Source organism: Anaerobacillus alkalidiazotrophicus, from assembly GCF_001866055.1.
In genome coordinates, this window is record NZ_MLQS01000031.1 from 91,348 (window position 1) to 112,834 (window position 21,487).

The following is a 21,487-nucleotide window of genomic DNA, read 5'->3' on the forward strand; positions in this document are numbered from 1 at the left end:
CATGCCAAAACGTAATGATATAAAAAAGATATTAGTAATCGGTTCAGGACCAATTGTTATAGGACAAGCTGCAGAGTTTGATTATGCAGGGACGCAAGCGTGTCAAGCATTAAAAGAAGAGGGTTACGAAGTTATTTTAATTAACTCCAATCCGGCTACAATTATGACAGATACTTCCATGGCTGATAAAGTCTACATTGAACCAATTACGTATGAATTTGTTAGTCGTATTATTAGACAAGAACAACCAGACGGTTTGTTACCTACTTTAGGTGGACAAACAGGATTAAATATGGCGGTTGAACTACAAAAGTCAGGAATATTAGATGAGTTTAATATTGAACTTTTAGGAACGAAGCTTCACTCTATTGAACAAGCAGAAGATCGTGATTTATTCCGTACACTTATGAACGATTTAAATGAGCCAGTACCACCAAGTGCTATTATTCATACTCTTGAAGAAGCTTATGAGTTTGTTCAAGAAATTGGTTATCCAATTATTGTTCGTCCAGCATACACATTAGGTGGAACTGGTGGTGGCCTAGTATATAACGAAGAAGATTTAATTGAAATTGTTACGAGTGGTTTAAAGTATAGCCCCGTAACTCAATGTTTAGTCGAAAAAAGTATTGCTGGGTTCAAAGAAGTCGAGTATGAAGTAATGCGTGATGGTAAAGATCAAGCTATCGTTGTTTGTAATATGGAAAATATAGACCCAGTAGGTATTCATACTGGTGACTCAATTGTTGTAGCACCAAGCCAAACATTATCAGATCGTGAATATCAAATGTTACGTAATTCTTCATTGAAAATTATTCGTGCATTAGGAATTGAAGGTGGATGTAACGTACAATTTGCATTAGATCCTGATAGCTATCAGTACTACATTATCGAGGTTAACCCACGTGTGAGTCGTTCTTCAGCACTAGCTTCAAAAGCTACAGGTTACCCGATTGCAAAAATCGCAGCAAAAATTGCCGTTGGTTATGCTCTTGATGAGATTATGAACCCAATAACAAAAACAACGTATGCAAGTTTTGAACCAGCCCTAGATTATGTTGTTTCGAAAATTCCACGTTGGCCTTTCGATAAATTTGAAGCTGCAAATCGTACACTTGGAACGCAAATGAAAGCAACAGGAGAAGTAATGGCTATAGGAAGAAACTTAGAAGAGTCGTTACTAAAGGCTGTACGTTCATTAGAAGCAAATGTATTACACTTGGAAATTGAAAAATTAAAATCTCTTACACAAGAAGAGATGGACCACCGCCTACAAAAAGCTGATGATGAGCGTTTGTTTATTGTTGCTGAAGCTATGCGTCGTGGGTATACAGTTGAGCAATTGTGGGAACTAACGAAAATTGATCGTTTCTTCTTAAATAAGATTTTAGGTATCGTACAATTTGAAGAAACGTTAAAAGCAGAAGCATTTAATCAAGAAATTCTTCAAGAAGCGAAAGAACTAGGATTTTCAGACGATGCGATTGCTTCATTTTGGAATTGTACTGAAAATGATGTCTATAAATTCCGTTATGAAAAAGGTATTGTTCCGGTGTATAAAATGGTTGATACGTGTGCAGCTGAGTTTGCTTCAGCTACGCCATATTACTACGGAACTTATGAAGAAGAAAATGAATCAATTATTACAGATAAAAAGAGTATCGTTGTTTTAGGGTCTGGTCCAATTCGTATCGGTCAAGGGATTGAGTTTGACTACGCAACAGTTCACACTGTCCTAGCAATTAAAGAAGCTGGTTATGAAGCCATTATTATTAACAATAATCCTGAAACGGTATCTACTGATTTCAGTATTTCAGATAAATTATACTTTGAACCGTTAGCTGTAGAAGATGTTATGCATATTATTAATCACGAAAAACCACTAGGAGTTATTGTGCAATTTGGTGGTCAAACAGCAATCAACTTAGCGGAAGAGTTAGAAGCTCGTGGTGTTAAGATTTTAGGAACTTCTCTAGAAGACATGGACCGTGCAGAAAATCGTGATAAGTTTGAACAAGCCCTACAACAGCTTCAAGTACCACAACCATTAGGTCGTACAGCAACAAGTGTTGATCAAGCAGTAGAAATTGCTCGTACAATTGGCTATCCTGTTTTAGTTCGTCCTTCTTACGTATTAGGTGGGCGTGCTATGGAGATTGTTTATTACGAAGCTGAATTACTTCGTTATATGGAAAATGCAGCTAAGGTTAATCCGAAGCACCCTGTTTTAATTGACCGTTATTTAATTGGTAAGGAAATTGAAGTAGATGCTATTTGTGATGGTGAGACTGTAGTTATTCCAGGAATTATGGAGCATATCGAAAGAGCTGGTGTTCATTCTGGTGACTCCATTGCAGTATACCCACCACAAAGCTTATCAAAAGAAACGAAGGATAAGATTGTTGAAAGAACGATTAAACTAGCTAAAGGTTTAAACATTGTTGGTTTGTTGAACATTCAATTCGTACTTCATGAAGATGAAGTTTATGTGTTAGAAGTAAATCCTCGTTCTAGTCGTACGGTTCCATTTTTAAGTAAAATTACGGGTGTACCAATGGCTAACTTAGCAACAAAGGCGATATTAGGAATTAACCTTAACGACTTAGGTTATAAAACAGGATATGTACCAGAACCAAAAGAAGTTTCCGTAAAGGTACCAGTATTCTCGTTTGCGAAACTACGTGATGTTGATATTACGCTTGGGCCTGAGATGAAATCTACTGGTGAGGTTATGGGACGAGATTATTCGTTGGCAAAAGCTCTTTATAAAGGCTTAGTAGCTTCAGGAATGAAAATTCCTACACATGGGTCAGTACTATTCACTGTAGCAGACAAAGATAAAGAAGAAGCAATGGAGTTAGTACGTCGTTTCCACCGAATTGGATATCATATACTTGCAACAGAAGGTACAGCGGCAGTTGTGAAAGAAGATAATATCCCTGTGACAGTAGTAAACAAAATTGGTGGAGAAGAGCCACATATGTTAGATGTTATTCGTAAAGGTCATGCACAGTTTGTCATTAATACGTTAACAAAAGGAAAGCAACCACTCCGTGATGGGTTTAGAATTCGTCGTGAAGCCGTTGAAAATGGCGTGGTGTGTTTAACAAGCATGGACACTGCGGAAGCATTGTTACGTGTATTAGAATTAATTACATTTGCATCAGAGCCAATGCCATCATTTGAGGAACAAAAAACGGCGGTGACTTTAAAATGATCGTTGAAAATATGGAAGTAATAAGTCAACATAAAATAGCAGATAGTGTGTATGAGCTCGTCCTTCGTGGCGAGGCTCTTGTACGCCTATGTAATCAAGGTCAATTCCTTCATTTAAAAGTAAGTGAAGGAACTGATCCGCTATTAAGACGTCCGATTAGTATTGCACAAATAAATAAAGATAAAGGCGAACTTACGGTTATATACCGTGCTGGTGGAAGAGGAACAAATATGTTAGCACTTAAACAGGCTGGTGAAATGGTGTCTGTTTTAGGGCCACTTGGTAATGGTTTTCCACTAAATGAAGTAGAAGCTTCTAATACTGCTATTTTAATTGGTGGTGGGATTGGAGTTCCACCATTATATGAATTATCATTACAGCTTAGAAATATGGGGGTCCAAGTGATTCACGTGTTAGGATTTAGTAGTAGCAAAGACGTCTTTTACGAAGAAAAATTCGTTCAATTAGGTGAAACTTATGTAACAACAATTGACGGTACATATGGCGAAAAAGGCACGGTTATTGATGTAATTACCGATAAACAACTTAATTTTGATGTCATTTACTCATGTGGGCCAACACCTATGTTAAAAGCCATCGAAGCAACTTTCCCAGAGAAGAAAGGCTTTTTATCATTGGAAGAACGTATGGGATGTGGAATAGGTGCCTGTTTTGCCTGTGTATGTCATGTCCAAAACGACAAAACTCGTACAGAATATAAAAAGATATGTACTGATGGACCAGTCTTTCCGATTGGGGAGGTAGAACTATGAGTAGATTAAATATAGAGCTTCCAGGACTTTCAATGAAGAATCCAATCATGCCAGCATCTGGATGTTTCGGATTTGGTCAGGAGTATGCTAAGTTATATGACCTAAGTAAGCTAGGTGCGATTGCCATTAAAGCAACAACAGTTGAAACAAGGTTTGGAAATCCAACACCTAGAGTTGCTGAAACATCTAGTGGAATGCTTAATGCAATTGGATTACAAAATCCAGGCCTTGAAAAAGTTATCGAAAATGAACTTGTGTGGCTTGAAAAATATGATGTTCCAATTGTAGCAAATGTTGCAGGAACAAAGACTGAAGATTATATTGAAGTCGCAGAAAAAATATCGAAATCTAAGAATGTCCATGCTTTAGAGCTAAATATATCTTGTCCTAATGTGAAAGAAGGCGGGATAACTTTTGGTACAAATCCAAAAGTGGCAAGTGAACTTACGAAACTTGTCAAGGAAGTATCTGAAGTTCCTGTTTACGTAAAGCTATCACCAAATGTAACAGATATCGTTGAAATGGCAGTAGCTGTAGAAGAAGCTGGGGCGGACGGACTATCAATGATTAACACTTTACTTGGAATGCGTATTGATTTAAAGAAACGCAAACCGATTTTAGCAAATGGTGCTGGTGGACTTTCTGGTCCTGCGATCAAACCGGTAGCAATTAGAATGATCCATCAAGTAAGTCAAGCTGTATCGATCCCAATTATTGGAATGGGTGGAATTACAACGGCAGAGGACGTTATAGAATTTTTCTTAGCAGGTGCAAGTTGTGTTGCAGTTGGGACTGCTAATTTTGTTGATCCATTTGTATGTCCAACGATCATCGAAGATTTACCGCGGGCTCTTGATGAGTTAGGAGTAGATCATATTTCGGAATTAATAGGGGGCAGTTGGAAATGAACATAAACAAAAATCCAATCATCATAGCCCTAGATTATTCAGAAGAAAGTCAAGTTTGGGAATTAATTGATAAATTTGACGACGAACAACTATTTTTGAAGGTAGGTATGGAGCTTTACTATAGTTGTGGGAATAATTTGCTTCATAAATTAAAAGATAAAGGCCATAATATCTTTTTAGATTTAAAACTTCATGATATTCCAAATACAGTTGGTAAAGCAATGAAATCACTTGCGCGCCTTGACGTTGACATTGTTAATGTTCACGCTGCAGGTGGGCGTTTGATGATGGAACGAGCTCTAGAAGGGTTAGTAGCAGGGACTGTTAGTGGCAAAGAACGACCGATGTGTATAGCTGTGACACAACTTACGAGTACAAGTCAAGAAGTGATGCAAGAGCAGCTAAAAATAAACGGTAACATTGAAGACGTTGTCGTTCATTATGCAAAACTAGCAAATGAGAGTGGTCTTGATGGCGTCGTATCTTCGCCTTTAGAAGTACCTTTAGTAAAAGAATCTTGTGGAACTTCCTTCCTTACCGTTACACCTGGAATTAGAATGATTGGTGACTCTAAAGATGATCAACAAAGAATTACGACACCGAAGCAAGCAAAAAGTTTAGGAAGCGACTTTATAGTTGTTGGTAGAAGTATTACAGCAAGTAAAAATCCACTTGAAGCTTACCTTAAAATTAAAAATGAATGGAATGATATAAGTGAAACGACAATTAGCTAATCATTTACTAGAAATCGAAGCAGTACATCTTCGTCCAAATGATCCTTTTACATGGACATCAGGGATAAAATCACCAATTTATTGTGACAATCGTTTAACTCTTTCTTATCCATTAGTACGTAGAAAGATTGCTATTGGATTAGAAGAATTAATCACTAAGCATTTTCCTTCAGTTGATGTGGTAGCAGGTACAGCTACAGCAGGAATTCCGCATGCTGCTTGGGTAAGTGAAAATTTAAATTTACCTATGGTATATGTACGTGGTAAAGCAAAAGAGCATGGGAAAGGAAATCAAATCGAAGGTCTTGTAAAGCCAGGACAAAACGTCGTAATTGTGGAAGACTTAATTTCTACAGGTGGGAGCGTCATAACAACGAAAGAAGCCTTGCTTGAAGCTGGTGTAAATGTCCTTGGAGTTGTAGCCATTTTTACATATGGGTTAGAAAAAGGAAATAAACAGTTAGAAGATGCAGAGTTAGAGTATTATACGATTACCGACTACTCCACGTTAATAGAAGTAGCAAATGAACGAAAAATGATTACGGATACCGATTTAGAAAAATTAAAAAAATGGCGTAACAATCCAGCTACGTTGGATTGGCTGGCTTAAAAGTAATTAAAAACGCTTGTGTGTTACACACAAGCGTTTTTTTGATTTAAGAAACTGCATATTATTTTTAGTTAGGTTCTCGTGACAAAGCTACACGCTTACTATTTTCTTAAGTTTCTAACAAGCTCTTCATCTGGAGTAACATAAAGTGTTGTTTGATTGTCGTAAATAACATATCCTGGTCTTGATCCACTCGGTTTTTTCACGTGTTTTATAAGTGTAAAATCAACAGGTACCGAGCTTGATTGACGTGCTTTACTGAAGTAGGCTGCGATTGTCGCGGCTTCTATTAATGTCTTTTCATCAACTTGATTACTTTTAATCACCACATGCGATCCAGGAATATCCTTTGTATGTAACCACGTTTCGTCACGTCTTGCTAATTTGTTGGTTAAATATTCGTTTTGCTTATTATTTTTTCCAACTAAAATATCTAATCCGGATGAGGACTTATATTCTTCTAAATTCGGTTTAGTTTCTTTTTGTTTTTTGGTTTGTTTCTTGTTTCGATTGCGCAGATAACCGCCTTCAACAAGCTCCTCGCGTATTTCGGCAATATCTTTAGGGGCTGCTGTTTCCACTTGACTCAAAATTTCTTCTAAGTATATGAGTTCATCATTTGCTTTATTAATTTGTTCTTGCACTATATCTAAAGAGTTTTTAGCTTTATTGTACTTTTTAAAATAACTTTGAGCATTTTCAGAAGGATTTTTTCTTGGATCAAGGGTAATCATAATTGATTTTCCTTCTTCATCATAGAAATCAATTACTTCTATATGTTTTTCACCCTTTTTTATTTCATGTAAGTAAGCAGTTAAAAGTTCACCAAATTTGCGGTATTTTGCTGCATCTTCTGCATTCTTTAATGTTAGCCTAAGCTTTTTTATTTTTGTTTTATTTTTTTGGTATTCATTTTTAAGAAACCGCTCTAAGTCATTTGCTTGCTGGTGAACTCGATCTCGTTCTGCTTTTCCAAAGTAAAACCTGGTGAGCATCTCGCTAACGGACGTAAACGTTTGATTCGTTCCTTTTATGTGTGTTAAAGGGATAATTGAAAAATATCCCTTTTTCTCGGAAACAGTTATTTGTGGCTCGAATTTATTATTTTTTAGCAAATCTATTACCTCAAAGAAAGTTTTGGTTAAGGTTTCTCGATTTACTAGTCCTGCTGAATATATGATTTCGGTTGCTATTTGTGGAGACAACCCTGAAAACTGTTTTACAATCTGAGTGTCTATTTTACCAGCGTTAAAATCTATTTTTTTAATAAATGTGTTCTCATCAATTTCCAGTGGGTTCAACTTTTCTTGCTCTGGTGGAAGTTTATATGTATGTCCTGGTAAAATGGTTCGATAACTATTTATCCCAGGTGATAAATGTTTAATACTATCCAATATTTTGTCGTCTATTTCATCTAATAATACGATATTGCTGTGACGTCCCATAATCTCAACCATTAACTTCTTATAAGTTATATCACCTAGTTCGTTTCGAGCTCTAATTTTAATAGTTATAATTCTTTCTAAATCTAATTGTTTTATTTCCTCAATTATTCCACCCTCTAAATGTTTTCGTAATAACATACAAAACATCGGCGGTTCAGAAGGGTTATCTAGCTTTTCATTTGTTAAATGTAATCGTGCAAAACTTGGATTTGCAGAAATAAGTAATTGTTTTGTTGAGCCTTTTGCCCGAATTGTAAAGACTAATTCTGTTTTATAAGGTTGATATATTTTAGTTATTTTTCCAGTTAGTAAAGTATTATTTAGTTCTTTTACCACTGCATGTACAATTGTTCCGTCAAATGACATTATATTCACTCCATTACTACCTTAATTTTACGAATTCCACACTTTTTTATATAGCTTCACTTAACAGTATAGCATTTTTTTGGACTTGCCTGAATAAAGATAGTTTGAAGGACAAGTCAGACGTTAAATGAAACAGATGTGGGGTGATGTATGTGAAGTGGTATGATCGCGAAATAAAAGACGTTGAAAAAATGACACGATCAGAATTTTCTAGTGGGTTATCACAAAAGGAGGCGGATAAAAGGCTAAAACAATTTGGGTTTAACAAACTGGATGAAGGTGAAAGTATACCGGCTTTATTCCTGTTTTTATCCCAATTTAAAGATTTCATGGTCATTGTTTTATTGGTAGCGACTTTAATATCTGGGTTACTAGGTGAATATATTGATGCCATTACAATTATTGTTATTGTCCTTTTAAATGGAGTCTTAGGCTTTATTCAAGAAAGAAAAGCAGAGAAGTCGTTAGCTGCCTTAAAAGAACTCTCCGCTCCCCAAATGAACGTACTTAGAGATGGGCAATGGACGAAAATTCCTTCTAGTGATGTTGTTGTTGGTGACATTGTTAAAATTATTAGTGGGGACCGGGTCGGAGCTGATGTTCGAATTATCCAATCCAAAGGACTTAGAGTGGAAGAATCAGCACTGACAGGCGAATCAGTTCCGGTACAAAAAACGGAAGTTGTCCTTTCTGGAGAGGATCTTTCGATAGGTGATCAAGAAAACATGGCATTTATGGGGACAATGGTCACGCAAGGAAGTGGAACAGGAGTAATTGTTGCAACTGGAATGAAAACAGAAATGGGGAAAATTGCCCATCTTTTACAATCTGCAGAAACGATGGTAACTCCTTTACAACGTAAACTTGAACAACTTGGTAAAATTTTGATTATTGTTGCTCTCATACTGACAGCCTTAGTCGTTGTCATTGGGGTTTACCAAGGTCAAGATGCTTATACGATGTTTCTAGCAGGGGTTTCTCTTGCAGTAGCTGCCATACCTGAAGGTTTACCTGCAATTGTTACTGTGGCACTTGCATTAGGTGTACAACGAATGATAAAACGAAAAGCAATTGTCCGAAAGTTACCCGCAGTAGAAACATTAGGTTGCGCCTCAGTGATTTGTTCTGATAAAACAGGTACGTTAACACAAAATAAAATGACAGTTACAAAATTATGGTCGGGTGGAAAAACATGGAGTGTCTCAGGTACGGGGTATGTTCCTAAGGGTGATTTCTTCCTTAATGGAAAAAAGTTAAATGTAGAAATGGAAAAAACTTTATACCAATTGTTAACATTTGGAGCTTTATGTAACAATGCAAAGGTAGTCACAAAAGAAGTAAAAGAAGGGTTACTTTCCAAGACAAAAAAGGAATATACAATTGATGGAGATCCAACAGAAGGAGCGTTAGCTGTTAGTGCTAACAAAGCTGGGATTGATAGAGAGTCCTTAGTAAAAGAATACGAAATTATCGAAGAGTTTCCGTTTGAATCGACTCGAAAAATGATGAGTGTCGTTGTTGAAAGAAGAAGAGATGGTAAACGTTTTGTTGTAACAAAAGGTGCCCCTGATGTCTTACTCCGTAGAAGTGAGCATATTTTATGGGATGAACGACGACAATCTTTAACCACAGACAAAGAAACTGCGGTTGTCAGTGCAATTGATAATCTTGCATCCCAAGCACTACGCACGATTGCTATAGCTTTTAAAGAGATTGAAAGAAATACTCCTCTTCACTCAGAAGATGTAGTTGAAAGTAAATTAACGTTTATTGGACTTGAAGGTATGATCGATCCTCCTAGACCTGAAGTAAGAAATTCAATTATTGAATGTCGACAGGCAGGAATTAAGACTATTATGATTACAGGCGATCATTTAATTACAGCTAGGGCTATTGCAGAGCAGTTAAACATATTACCTAGTCACGGTAAAATTATGGACGGGAATACGTTGGCAAAAATGAGTGTAAAAGATTTAGAGGAAGTCGTTGAAGATATTTATGTTTATGCACGTGTATCTCCAGAACATAAACTTAAAATAGTGAAAGCACTTCAGGCTAAAGGACATATTGTTGCAATGACAGGTGATGGTGTTAACGATGCTCCAGCAATTAAAGCTGCGAATATTGGGGTTGCTATGGGGATAACAGGGACAGATGTTGCAAAAGAGGCATCATCCCTTGTCCTTAGCGATGATAACTTTGCGACAATTAAAGCGGCAATTAAAGAAGGAAGAAATATTTATGACAATATTCGTAAATTTATTCGCTATATGCTCGCATCTAATGTTGGTGAGATATTAGTTATGCTATTTGCAATGTTGCTCGGTATGCCGTTACCTTTAGTGGCTATCCAAATTTTATGGATCAATTTAGTTACCGATGGTTTACCAGCGATGGCATTAGGGCTTGATCAAGCAGAGGGCGACGTAATGAAACGTAAACCACGTCATCCGATGGAGAGTGTCTTTGCTAGAGGGTTGGCATGGAAAATTGTAAGCCGTGGGTTTATGATTGGAACCGTTACAATTATTGCATTTTGGTTAACATTAACTGCGAATCCACAAGAACTAATAAAAGCTCAAACAGTAGCTTTTGCAACGTTAGTAATGGCGCAACTCATTCATGTTTTCGATTGCCGAAGTGAGCACTCTGTATTTCACCGAAATCCACTTCAAAATATATATTTAGTATTAGCAGTCTTATCTTCGCTTGTGTTAATGTTAGGTGTCATGTACTTCCCGCCTTTACAACCTGTATTTCATACCGTTGGTTTAGGGGTACGTGAATGGTTGCTAGTCGTAGGGCTTGCATCTATTCCAACCATTGCATTAGCGGGGTTTCACATATTTAAGAGAAAATAAATGAATTAATGAATACCATGACGCTTTATTCTCACTACAATGATGCCAGATCTAGTTTCGTTTAATCATTTGTAGCTAAATATAGATTAATCCCACTCCTTAGGTGTGGGATTAACTGCCCAATAGGTCCCGATATACTATAACTTTCATCAGTGAAGTTGATTAGTTATTCTTATGCCTGTAGTATAAGTTAAGCAAACAAACAGTAGGAGATGAAGGAACGCCCATTAGCAGCTTTATTCAGCTCGTTTTTGGTAATGTAGAAATTCACTTAATTAAAAAGAGGCTCTAATTTGATGTGTTCCTAACTATATTAGTAAAATAAAGTTGGAGCATTAAATAAGCCTCTTTATTTTGTTTCATTCTCTATCTAAATCGACAAGTATTTTTGTAGCAAATAACTATAATTTAAAAAACTATTCTAACTATAATAAAAAATTAACGTTCATGTTGTTTCTGTTTCCTAAACTTGTTGATAATGGTAAAATTGGTTAGAATAGAGAAGTGGATGTGATAGATATGATAGTAAGTATGACTGGATATGGTCAAGCATTTATTGAAAAAGAAAATTATCGAATTAACGTAGAAATGAAATCAGTAAATCATCGGTTTTCAGAAGTAACTATACGAATGCCACGCCAATTTCTTTTTTTAGAAGATCGATTAAAGAAGCAAGTAAATCATTTTGTTCAGCGAGGTAAAGTCGATGTGTTCCTAACAATTGAAGGGGATGGATTAGTTCAACGAACGCTGCAAGTTGATTGGAATTTGTTAACTGAGTTTCGTCAAGTTTTTGAAACAGCAGAAAAAAAATTAGGTGTGGAACAAGATTTTAATTTGGAAAAAATTATTATTCACCCTGATGTTGTAACAGTGATAGAAAAAGAAAATCAATCGGACACTCTTGTTGATGATATTATTACTACATGTGAGAAAGCAGTTTTAGAATTACTTAAAATGCGTCAAAAAGAAGGAGAAAGTCTTTGTAATGATTTGAAATTAAGACTTGAGAATCTTCATAACTTGACTGACGACATTTCAACAAATGCTCCTAAAGTAATTGAGACCTATCACGAGAGGTTATTAAAAAGAGTAGATGAGTTTTTAACTGGTAAACTAGAAATTGAAGAAGCTCGGATCCTAACAGAAGTTGCGATCTATGCCGATAAAGCAAATGTTGATGAAGAACTAATTAGGTTGAAAAGCCATCTTGATCAGTTCTTATTCATTATCGAGCAAAATAAAGGAAATGCAGTAGGTAGGAAGTTAGATTTTCTTGTTCAAGAAATGAATCGGGAAGCAAATACAATAGGTTCAAAATCTAATGATATACATATTAATAAACAAGTGGTAGAGTTAAAGGCGGAGCTTGAAAAAATCAAAGAACAAGTTCAAAATATTGAATAATTATATAATTAATATTATTTGAAAGAAAAAGGTGTTAAAATGACCAAAGTTCTGGTTATAATATAAAGATGGGCAGGGGAAAACAATGAACATTAAACTTATAAATATTGGTTTTGGCAATATTGTTTCAGCAAATCGGATTATTTCAATTGTGAGTCCAGAATCAGCTCCAATTAAAAGGATTATTCAAGAAGCTAGGGAGCGAAACATGTTGATTGATGCTACATATGGAAGAAGAACGAGAGCTGTAATTATTGCTGATAGTGATCATGTTATTTTATCTGCTGTTCAACCGGAAACGGTAGCACAACGTTTATCTAATAAAGATGATTTATCAGAAGACTAAAGGAAATAATATCACCAATCCAATTCCGGCTAATGTATAATTAGCTGGAGTTTTCTAGTACTATAAAATACATACGTATTTGAGATAGTATAAGAAACTTGGCATATACAAAATATATTATGCAAAGTTTAATCCTATGGATTGATTTATGGAGGTAATAATGAAAAAGGAAAGAGGCTTATTAATCGTTCTTTCTGGACCATCCGGTGTAGGGAAAGGTACGGTATGTGCGGCACTTAGGAAACAAGATACAGATATTTTGTATTCAGTTTCAGCAACAACTCGCTCTCCAAGAGAAGGAGAAGTTAATGGGGTTAATTATTTTTTTAAAACGAAAGAACAATTTAAGGAAATGATAGAGAAGGATCAACTTCTTGAATGGGCGGAATATGTAGGTAATTTTTATGGAACACCTGTAGACTATGTTGAAAAAACCTTAAGTGAAGGAAAAGATATTATTCTTGAAATTGAGGTGCAAGGTGCATTAAAAGTTAGAGAAAAATTTCCAGAAGGTTTATTTATCTTCTTGATGCCGCCTAGCTTGGCTGAGCTACGAAATCGAATTGTTAACCGAGGAACTGAAACAGAAGATCTTATTAACAACCGTATGACAGTTGCCAAAGATGAAATCGAAATGATGAATAAGTATGATTATGTTGTTGAAAATGACGAAGTTCATCTAGCGGTCGACAGAATAAAAGCGATTGTAATTGCTGAACATTGTAGGAAAGACCGCTTAATAGAAAAATATAAACAATTAGTGGAGGCTGAGTAAATGTTATACCCTTCAATTGATAATTTATTAACAAAACTTGACTCAAAATATACGTTAGTGACTGTTTCGTCAAGACGTGCACGTTACCTTCGTGAATCAAATGAAAGAGACTTAAAGGTTGATAAGCCTCAGTCATATAAACAGGTTGGTAAAGCACTTGAAGAAATTTCTGCAGGGCAACTTTCGTTCAAACGTCGGGAAGAGTAGAAAATGCAAAAGGGGATGACTCAAAAAGTGTTTGCCCCCCTATGAACAATTATTTAGAGAATTAACCTTATATCAAAGGTTTTTCACTAGTTTATAATGGGGGTGTGACTGATCTAGTATGAGTCACCCTCTTTTTTTGTACTTTAAGAAAGTTTAACTTCTCTAAAGGAATAAAGTATAAGAAAAACTAAGGCTTTCGCTTTAGGACTTGGCGATAAGCCAGGTTTTTCTAACATAATCAGAATTTATAAATTTCTAACTTGGAAACTGTCTAGCTTCAGCGCCTACGAGCTCGGTCACTTCAGTCCTTTTCGGAAGCCAAAGAGCGGCTTCTGTCAAAGGCCGCCCCAGTGAAGCTACTGCTTGAATTACTTCGATGCTGCTTTGCGACGAGCAAACGGAGTGGCACAGGAGCAGCTGCTCGTGACCAAGGCGCTTGCGCTTTTCATGTGTTTTTCTTAAGAAAGTATAGTTTATGAATTTCATCATTCATTATTTTCGCCACTAAGGTGCTATACCTAGTTACGCCGAATCATTTGTAACTAAATATTGATTTATGCGGCTCGGATTTGGTAAATATGAAATTCACTTAAATTATTTTCTATTTGGAAAGTTTTCGAGTGAACAGGCGCTATCAGTTTTCTAATTTTCAAGACACTGGAGGAGTTACATATGTTAAAGGGGAAAAAAATTTTATTATGTTTGGCTGGCGGAGTCGCTGTTTATAAAGCATGTGCACTTACAAGTAAATTAACACAAGCTGGTGCTAGTGTTAAAGTGGTTATGACTGAAGGTGCAACAAAATTTGTAACACCACTAACCTTCCAAGCACTTTCAAGAGACAATGTATATGTTGATACCTTCGAAGAAAAAGATCCGACAAAAATAACCCATATAGATATTGCTGATTGGCCAGATGTTGTTGTTGTGGCACCAGCTACTGCCAATATTATTGGGAAAGCTGCCAATGGTATAGCTGATGATCTAGTTTCAACAATGTTACTCGCTACCACTGCACCTATTTTTATCGCACCTGCTATGAATGTTCATATGTACGAGCATCCGGCAGTTATTGCTAATATCGATAAATTAAAATTATTTGGTTATCAAATATTAGAGCCGGGTGAAGGTTATTTAGCATGTGGATATATTGGAAAAGGGCGACTGATGGAACCAGACGATATCTTCAAACATCTTGAAGAGTTCTTTCAACCGTCATCATCCACATTAAAAGGTAAAACAGTATTAGTTACAGCTGGACCTACTCAAGAAAAACTTGATCCAGTACGTTATTTTACGAACCACTCATCTGGGAAAATGGGTTATGCTATAGCTGAGCAAGCGATAAAACGAGGTGCAAATGTTATATTAATTTCTGGTCCTACTACTATAAAGCCACCAAATGGAGTTCAACTTGAGAATGTAACATCAGCAAAAGATATGTTTGAAAAAGTGATCGAGTGTTTTGATTTTGCTGATGTCGTTATCAAAACAGCTGCTGTTGCTGATTATCGACCAAAGTTAGTGCACGAACAAAAAATAAAAAAAAGCCCGAATGATTGGTCTATTGAAATGGAAAGAACGACAGATATATTAAAAACGTTAGGTGAAAGAAAAGAAAAACAATTATTAGTCGGATTTGCTGCTGAAAGTGAACAACTAGAGGAATATGCCAAAGATAAATTAGAGAGAAAAAATCTAGATATGATTGTTACTAATAGTATTGTTCAACCGGGAGCTGGGTTTAAAGCTGATACAAATATTGTAACGATATTTAATAAGAATGGGACAAGACTTGATTTGCCACTGATGTCTAAGCATGAAGTCGCTAATTATTTGTTAAATGAAGTGGAAGAAGTAATAAAGGATTCTGAAAAATGATTGTAAAAGTCGTCGTTGATGTTCCGACTGGCGGTACCGATCGTCTTTTTGACTACAAAGTTCCTGTTCACTTGCTTCCAATGATAGAAATTGGGATGAGGGTTATTGTTCCATTCGGCCCGAGAAAAGTTCAAGGATTTGTAATTTCAACGTCTGAAGAAACGGAACTAGAAACTGTTAAGGAAATTGCAGAAATACTAGATGTAACTCCTGTTTTAACTGATGAACTACTTCAGTTGGGAGAGTGGTTAACGAACAGTGCGATCTGTTTTAAAATAACTGCTTATCAAGCAATGCTCCCAGCTGCATTACGTGCTAAGTATAAAAAGGAAATAAAGCTTGTTGATCAAAATAGAATACTTGAAATACCAGAAGAGCTACGTGTTTGGTTTGAACATCGAGACGTTGTTGATTGGGAAGAGTTTAAATCAAATCATGTTAACTTATTGCCATTAATAAAAAGAGCCATTTCAATGGGAGTTTTAGAAGCTGTTTACGTTGTAAAGGATAAGGTTACTTATAAAAAAGTGAAGGTTGTGGAACCTTTTTGTCGCGAAGATCTCTCTAATCAGTTAATGCACTTAGGAAACCGAGCAGCAAAGCAAAAAGAAGTAATTGAATATTTTATTAAGTTTCCAACAGCCGTGCCTATAACAGACCTTATCGAGCAAGCAGAGACTACACGAGGTACAATTAAAGCGTTAATTGAGAAAAACGTGTTAGTAGAAAAAGAATTAGAGATCTCCCGTGATCCTTATGCCAATCGTTCATTTAAGAGAACAAATCCATTACCATTGACAAGAAATCAAAAAAAGGTGATTGAGCCAATTTATCATACGATAGAAAACCAAAAACATGAAACGTTTTTAATTCACGGGGTAACTGGTAGTGGAAAAACCGAAATTTATTTACAATCGATTTCTAAAGTTATAGGACAGGAGAAAGAAGCAATTGTACTTGTTCCAGAAATTTCACTTACACCGCAAATGGTTCAACGCTTTAAAGAACGTTTTGGTTCTTTAGTTGCTGTTTTACATAGTGGTCTTTCTGTGGGAGAAAAGTATGACGAATGGCGCAAAATACACAATGGTAGTGTTAAGGTTGTAGTTGGTGCTAGATCTGCAGTATTTGCTCCGTTTAAAAATATTGGAATAATCATTATCGATGAAGAACATGAAGCTACGTATAAGCAAGAAGAGAACCCTCGCTATCATGCAAGGGATGTTGCGATACAGCGTGCTAGTTATTATAATTGCCCATTAATATTAGGGAGTGCTACACCTTCTTTAGAGACGTATGCTCGTGCAAAGAAAGGTGTATACAAGTTATTATCGATGCTAGAGCGCGTTAATGATGTTACATTACCAACAGTGGAAATAGTAGATATGAGAGAAGAGCTTAAAAGCGGTAATCGTTCCATGTTTTCAAAACTGCTTTTTGATAAACTGACTGATCGCATTTCACGAGGTGAACAGAGTGTATTATTTTTAAACCGTAGAGGGTATTCAACATTTGTAATGTGTCGAGACTGTGGATATGTAGCTGAATGCCCACATTGTGATATTTCATTAACTTATCATCAAACAAGCCGACTATTAAAATGTCATTACTGTGGTCATCAAGAGAATATGCCCAAAACGTGTAGTAGTTGTAATAGTGAGCATATTCGTTTTTTTGGATCAGGAACTCAAAAAGTAGAGGAAGAAATTACGAAGGTTTTACCAGGAGCAAGGGTTATTAGAATGGATGTAGATACGACGAGAAAAAAAGGTGCACATGAAAAACTACTAACAGCATTTGCCCAAGGGAAGGCTGATATTTTACTGGGTACACAAATGATTGCTAAAGGATTAGATTTCCCAAATATTACGTTAGTCGGAGTGTTAGCTGCTGACTCAATGCTTCACCTTCCTGATTTTCGAGCTAGTGAACGAACGTTTCAGCTTTTAACTCAAGTAAGTGGTCGAGCTGGTCGACACAAACTTCCTGGAGAAGTAGTTATACAAACATATACACCAGAGCATTACAGTATAGATTTAGTACGTCAGCATGACTATATAGCCTTTTTTGAAAGAGAGATGAGTGTTAGAAAGCTACAAAATTATCCACCCTACTATTTTATTACAATTGTTCAAGTATCACACCCTGAGATCACGAAGGTCATTGAAGTAACTGAAAGGATTGGATCCTTTTTAAGAAGGTCGTTATCTGATAAAGCTATTGTTTTAGGGCCTGTAGCTAGTCCAATTGCTAGGATAAAAGATAGATATCGATATCAATGCATGATAAAATACAAAAATGAACCGACTCTATTAGCTGTTTTAAAGGAAATAAATGAAAATTACAAACGAGAGACTCAACAAGGAACTTTACAGATTTCAATAGATAAGAATCCTTTTGTTCTGATGTAACTTACAAGAGAACTCGTTCTATCTTCGCTAGAACATCGGAAATTCAGATGGAGTCTCAACTCCACCTGAATGGAAGTTCCCACCTACGCTACGCTTAGAGGTGGGGGTCTATGCCCCTTAAGTTCAAATTAGTTTGATTAATTACTATAATAATAAAGAGGTGTTTATATGCGTGTAGTTTTTATGGGAACTCCTGACTTTTCAGTTCCTGTATTAAGGCGTTTAATAGAAGATGAATACAACATAGTTGGAGTTGTGACACAACCAGATCGACCGAAAGGCAGAAAAAAGGAATTAACTCCACCGCCAATAAAAGTAGAAGCAGTAAAACACGATTTGAAAATTGTCCAACCGGAGAATTTAAAACGGTCAGAAGATTTACAGCAGGTGCTTGATTTAGAGCCCGACTTAATTGTCACAGCTGCCTTTGGGCAAATATTACCAAAAGCTCTTCTTGATAAACCGAAGTTTGGCTGTATTAATGTCCACGCCTCCCTTTTGCCAGAATATCGAGGAGGTGCTCCAATTCACCAATCAATTATTGATGGAAAAAAGGAAACAGGGATTACAATTATGTATATGGTAGAAAAATTAGATGCTGGCGATATTTTAAACCAAGCAAAGGTTGAAATTTTAGAAGAAGATCATGTGGGTACATTACATAATAAATTAAGTGTGATAGGATCAGAGCTTCTGTCTCGGACAATCCCTGACCTAATAGAAGGTAGACTTACTCCTATTAAACAGGATGACTCTAAGGCAAGTTTTGCTCCCAATATTAGTCGAGATAAAGAAAAAATTAATTGGGGAAAAAGTGGATTAGAAATTTATAATCAGATCCGTGGTTTACATCCATGGCCTGTTGCCTACACTTCACTTAATAACCAACCTTTAAAGCTATGGTGGTCAATTAAGGTTCCAAAAAAACAACAAGCTGATCCAGGGGTTATTGTAGCTATTGAAGAAGATGGGTTTGTTGTAAGTACGGGGGACGAAACTTATATTAAAGTAACAGAGCTACAGCCTTCAGGTAAAAAACGAATGAGTGCTGAACAGTTCTTACGTGGTGCGGGAAGTAATTTAACTGTTGGAACTAAGTTAGGAGAATAATAATGAAAAAAAAAGTTCGTGAAGTTGGCCTCGATATCCTACTTCAAATTGAAAAAAATCAAGCGTATTCTAACCTTCTCTTAAATCAATCTATAAAAAAAGAAAAATTAAACGAGAAGGACGTTGGTTTACTAACTGAGATCGTTTACGGTACAATTCAGCGAAAGAATACATTAGATTATTTCTTGAGTCAATTTGTTAAAGGCGGTTTACACAAATTAGATCAGTGGGTACTTGTTCTGTTACGTTTATCAATTTACCAACTTGTTTACTTAGATCGTGTTCCTGAACGGGCTGTTGTCCATGAAGCTGTAGAAATAGCCAAGAAAAAAGGTCATAAAGGAATTTCGGCAATGGTTAATGGTACCTTAAGATCGTTTCTAAGAGAAGGTAAACCGACTTTTAATAACATAAAAAATCCTACTGAAAAAATGGCTATAGAATTAAGTCATCCAGCATGGCTTATTGAAAGATGGGTTGAGCAATTCGGGACAGAAAAAACAAAAAATATTTGTGAAATAAGTGTAGTTCCACCCTCAGTTTCGGCTCGTGTTAATAAGGTTAAAAATGCCGATATTGATGCTGTGATTCAACTTCTAGATAATGAAGGTGTCTGTGCAGAACGGGGAGATTTATCAGAAGATGCCATAAAAGTTGTGAAAGGTTCACTTCCAAATACAAAGTTATATAAAGAAGGATTTTTAACTATTCAGGATGAGAGTTCAATGCTTGTAGCAAGAGCATTAGATCCTAAACCTGGCATGAAGGTACTAGACAGCTGTGCTGCTCCTGGTGGAAAAACAACACATATAGCAGAACGGATGAATAATGAAGGTGAAGTATATGCATTAGATCTTCATCAACATAAAGTGAAACTTATTGATGAACAAGCTAATAGACTCAATCTTACTTCCATAACTACAAAAGCAACCGATAGCAGAAATGCGGGACAAATATTTGAAAAAGAAAGTTTTGATTATATTTTAGTAGATGCTCCATGTACAGGATTAGGTGTTATTAGAAGAAAACCTGATATAAAGTGGCAAAAAAAAGTAGAAGATATAGAGAAAATAACAACTATTCAAAAAGCAATTTTAGATGCAGTTGCACCCCTTTTGAAAAAAGGGGGAAGGTTAGTCTACAGTACTTGTACAATTGATACCGTTGAAAATGAAGAAGTAGTTAAGAGTTTTCTTAAAGGGCATCATGAATTTCATTTAGATAGAACATTAATGAATCGTTTACCTAAAAAAGCTCAAAGATTTTGTAAAGATGGGATGGTTCAATTATTACCATCGGATTTTCAAACAGACGGCTTCTTCATCGCAAGTCTTATAAAAAATCAACCATAAAGGTGTGTCGAGCATGATTGAAACAGAAACAGAAAAGCCATCAATTTTTAGTTTGCAGTTTAGTACATTAGAAGCCTGGCTAAAGGATCATAAAGAGCCAAAGTTTAGAGCAGGACAAATTTTTGATTGGCTTTATAAAAAAAGAGTAACATCTTTTGATGAAATGACAAATTTGTCGAAGGACTTACGCGAAAGTTTGTCGAATGATTTTAGATTAACAACTTTAAAAACACTGACAAAACAAGAATCAAAGGATGGAACCATTAAATTTTTATTTGAATTAAGTGACGGTTATTCTATCGAGACAGTTGTAATGCGCCATGATTACGGCAATAGTGTTTGTGTTACAACGCAAGTAGGATGTCGTATTGGTTGCACGTTTTGCGCTTCAACTCTAGGTGGATTAAAACGTAACTTAGAAGCTGGTGAAATTGTAGCTCAAGTCTTACAAGCGCAACGTTCTTTAGATGAAGTTGGTGAACGCGTTAGCTCTGTTGTTGTTATGGGTATTGGTGAACCTTTCGATAATTACGAGCCATTAGTAAGTTTTTTAAAGACAATTAATGATGAGAAGGGTTTAAATATTGGAGCAAGACATATTACCATATCAACAAGTGGAATTATTCCGAAAATATACGATTTTGCAAATGAAAAGTTACAAATTAATTTTGCGATATCACTTCATGCACCAACTACAGAGATAAGAAGTAAATTAATGCCAATCAATAAAGCTTACTCTCTAGATAAACTAATGGAAGCCGTTAACTATTATACAGAGAAGACTGGTCGAAGAGTTACTTTTGAATATGGATTATTTGGTGGAGTGAACGATCAAGAGGAGCATGCCGAACAGCTAGCTGATTTAATAAAAGGTTTAAAGTGTCATGTGAATTTAATACCCGTTAATGATGTAGTTGAAAGGAACTTTGTTCGTACTTCAAGAAATCAGATTTTTAAATTTGAAAAAATCTTAAAAAATCGTGGGGTTAATGTTACGATCCGTAGAGAACAGGGACATGATATTGATGCTGCTTGTGGTCAGTTAAGAGCAAAGGAACGTAAAGAAGAAACGAGGGGATAAAAG

General features: G+C 35.9%; 17 protein-coding genes. 16 read left to right on the forward strand and 1 reads right to left on the reverse strand.

Going from position 1 to position 21,487, the window contains the following annotated elements:
* Nucleotide 1 precedes the first annotated feature (1 nt).
* The 5 genes from carB to pyrE are packed head-to-tail and all read left to right on the forward strand — an operon-like array spanning nucleotide 2 to nucleotide 6,242.
* Nucleotides 2–3,217, forward strand: coding sequence for a carbamoyl-phosphate synthase large subunit (gene carB / locus BKP45_RS19585; RefSeq protein WP_071390854.1), 3,216 nt, complete (start codon nucleotides 2–4; stop codon nucleotides 3,215–3,217).
* Nucleotides 3,214–3,990, forward strand: coding sequence for a dihydroorotate dehydrogenase electron transfer subunit (locus tag BKP45_RS19590; protein ID WP_071390855.1), 777 nt, complete (start codon nucleotides 3,214–3,216; stop codon nucleotides 3,988–3,990). Before carB ends, BKP45_RS19590 begins: the two co-directional genes overlap by 4 nt.
* A complete protein-coding gene (locus tag BKP45_RS19595; protein ID WP_071309829.1) occupies nucleotides 3,987–4,898 on the forward strand; it encodes a dihydroorotate dehydrogenase in 912 nt (303 codons plus the stop codon). Before BKP45_RS19590 ends, BKP45_RS19595 begins: the two co-directional genes overlap by 4 nt.
* A complete protein-coding gene (gene pyrF / locus BKP45_RS19600; RefSeq protein ID WP_071390856.1) occupies nucleotides 4,895–5,632 on the forward strand; it encodes an orotidine-5'-phosphate decarboxylase in 738 nt (245 codons plus the stop codon). Before BKP45_RS19595 ends, pyrF begins: the two co-directional genes overlap by 4 nt.
* On the forward strand, nucleotides 5,613–6,242 hold the full coding sequence (gene pyrE / locus BKP45_RS19605) for an orotate phosphoribosyltransferase (protein WP_071390857.1): 630 nt from the start codon (nucleotides 5,613–5,615) through the stop codon (nucleotides 6,240–6,242). Before pyrF ends, pyrE begins: the two co-directional genes overlap by 20 nt.
* Before the next feature lie 101 nt (nucleotides 6,243–6,343).
* Here the strand turns inward: pyrE and BKP45_RS19610 are convergent, their stop codons facing one another.
* A complete protein-coding gene (locus BKP45_RS19610) occupies nucleotides 6,344–8,053 on the reverse strand; it encodes an Rqc2 family fibronectin-binding protein (protein ID WP_071390858.1) in 1,710 nt (569 codons plus the stop codon).
* 152 nt (nucleotides 8,054–8,205) lie between these two features.
* Between BKP45_RS19610 and BKP45_RS19615 the strand changes: the two genes are divergently transcribed.
* From BKP45_RS19615 to rlmN, 11 genes are all read left to right on the forward strand, one after another.
* Nucleotides 8,206–10,914, forward strand: a complete 2,709-nt coding sequence (locus tag BKP45_RS19615; RefSeq protein WP_071390859.1) for a calcium-translocating P-type ATPase, SERCA-type — start codon at nucleotides 8,206–8,208, stop codon at nucleotides 10,912–10,914.
* A gap of 519 nt (nucleotides 10,915–11,433) precedes the next feature.
* On the forward strand, nucleotides 11,434–12,321 hold the full coding sequence (locus BKP45_RS19620) for a YicC/YloC family endoribonuclease (RefSeq protein WP_071390860.1): 888 nt from the start codon (nucleotides 11,434–11,436) through the stop codon (nucleotides 12,319–12,321).
* An 85-nt stretch (nucleotides 12,322–12,406) separates the two neighbouring features.
* Nucleotides 12,407–12,667: an extracellular matrix/biofilm regulator RemA gene (gene remA, locus BKP45_RS19625; RefSeq protein WP_071309823.1), complete on the forward strand. Its 261-nt coding sequence runs from the start codon at nucleotides 12,407–12,409 to the stop codon at nucleotides 12,665–12,667.
* A 160-nt stretch (nucleotides 12,668–12,827) separates the two neighbouring features.
* Nucleotides 12,828–13,442: a guanylate kinase gene (gene gmk / locus BKP45_RS19630; RefSeq protein ID WP_071390861.1), complete on the forward strand. Its 615-nt coding sequence runs from the start codon at nucleotides 12,828–12,830 to the stop codon at nucleotides 13,440–13,442.
* Nucleotides 13,443–13,649, forward strand: coding sequence for a DNA-directed RNA polymerase subunit omega (gene rpoZ, locus BKP45_RS19635; RefSeq protein WP_071390862.1), 207 nt, complete (start codon nucleotides 13,443–13,445; stop codon nucleotides 13,647–13,649).
* Nucleotides 13,650–13,999: 350 nt separating this feature from the next.
* Entirely contained in the window at nucleotides 14,000–14,128 is a 129-nt protein-coding gene (locus BKP45_RS23420; RefSeq protein ID WP_281243182.1) for a hypothetical protein, read from the forward strand.
* 193 nt (nucleotides 14,129–14,321) lie between these two features.
* Nucleotides 14,322–15,530, forward strand: a complete 1,209-nt coding sequence (gene coaBC / locus BKP45_RS19640; protein WP_071390863.1) for a bifunctional phosphopantothenoylcysteine decarboxylase/phosphopantothenate--cysteine ligase CoaBC — start codon at nucleotides 14,322–14,324, stop codon at nucleotides 15,528–15,530.
* Nucleotides 15,527–17,941, forward strand: a complete 2,415-nt coding sequence (gene priA, locus BKP45_RS19645; protein ID WP_071390864.1) for a primosomal protein N' — start codon at nucleotides 15,527–15,529, stop codon at nucleotides 17,939–17,941. Before coaBC ends, priA begins: the two co-directional genes overlap by 4 nt.
* A 168-nt stretch (nucleotides 17,942–18,109) precedes the next feature.
* A complete protein-coding gene (fmt, locus tag BKP45_RS19650; RefSeq protein ID WP_071390865.1) occupies nucleotides 18,110–19,051 on the forward strand; it encodes a methionyl-tRNA formyltransferase in 942 nt (313 codons plus the stop codon).
* A 2-nt stretch (nucleotides 19,052–19,053) separates the two neighbouring features.
* Nucleotides 19,054–20,403 (forward strand): 16S rRNA (cytosine(967)-C(5))-methyltransferase RsmB, encoded by a 1,350-nt coding sequence (rsmB, locus tag BKP45_RS19655; protein WP_071390866.1) that lies wholly within the window; start codon nucleotides 19,054–19,056, stop codon nucleotides 20,401–20,403.
* A gap of 13 nt (nucleotides 20,404–20,416) precedes the next feature.
* On the forward strand, nucleotides 20,417–21,484 hold the full coding sequence (gene rlmN / locus BKP45_RS19660) for a 23S rRNA (adenine(2503)-C(2))-methyltransferase RlmN (RefSeq protein WP_071390867.1): 1,068 nt from the start codon (nucleotides 20,417–20,419) through the stop codon (nucleotides 21,482–21,484).
* Nucleotides 21,485–21,487 lie beyond the last annotated feature (3 nt).

Bases quoted from the DNA above. Each gene is read 5' to 3' on its own strand.
- carB (WP_071390854.1), top strand. From the start codon at position 2: ATGCCAAAACGTAATGATATAAAAAAGATATTAGTAATCGGTTCAGGA.
- BKP45_RS19590 (WP_071390855.1), top strand. From the start codon at position 3,214: ATGATCGTTGAAAATATGGAAGTAATAAGTCAACATAAAATAGCAGAT.
- BKP45_RS19595 (WP_071309829.1), top strand. From the start codon at position 3,987: ATGAGTAGATTAAATATAGAGCTTCCAGGACTTTCAATGAAGAATCCA.
- pyrF (WP_071390856.1), top strand. From the start codon at position 4,895: ATGAACATAAACAAAAATCCAATCATCATAGCCCTAGATTATTCAGAA.
- BKP45_RS19610 (WP_071390858.1), bottom strand. From the start codon at position 8,053: ATGTCATTTGACGGAACAATTGTACATGCAGTGGTAAAAGAACTAAAT.
- BKP45_RS19620 (WP_071390860.1), top strand. From the start codon at position 11,434: ATGATAGTAAGTATGACTGGATATGGTCAAGCATTTATTGAAAAAGAA.
- remA (WP_071309823.1), top strand. From the start codon at position 12,407: ATGAACATTAAACTTATAAATATTGGTTTTGGCAATATTGTTTCAGCA.
- gmk (WP_071390861.1), top strand. From the start codon at position 12,828: ATGAAAAAGGAAAGAGGCTTATTAATCGTTCTTTCTGGACCATCCGGT.
- rpoZ (WP_071390862.1), top strand. From the start codon at position 13,443: ATGTTATACCCTTCAATTGATAATTTATTAACAAAACTTGACTCAAAA.
- coaBC (WP_071390863.1), top strand. From the start codon at position 14,322: ATGTTAAAGGGGAAAAAAATTTTATTATGTTTGGCTGGCGGAGTCGCT.
- priA (WP_071390864.1), top strand. From the start codon at position 15,527: ATGATTGTAAAAGTCGTCGTTGATGTTCCGACTGGCGGTACCGATCGT.
- fmt (WP_071390865.1), top strand. From the start codon at position 18,110: ATGCGTGTAGTTTTTATGGGAACTCCTGACTTTTCAGTTCCTGTATTA.
- rsmB (WP_071390866.1), top strand. From the start codon at position 19,054: ATGAAAAAAAAAGTTCGTGAAGTTGGCCTCGATATCCTACTTCAAATT.
- rlmN (WP_071390867.1), top strand. From the start codon at position 20,417: ATGATTGAAACAGAAACAGAAAAGCCATCAATTTTTAGTTTGCAGTTT.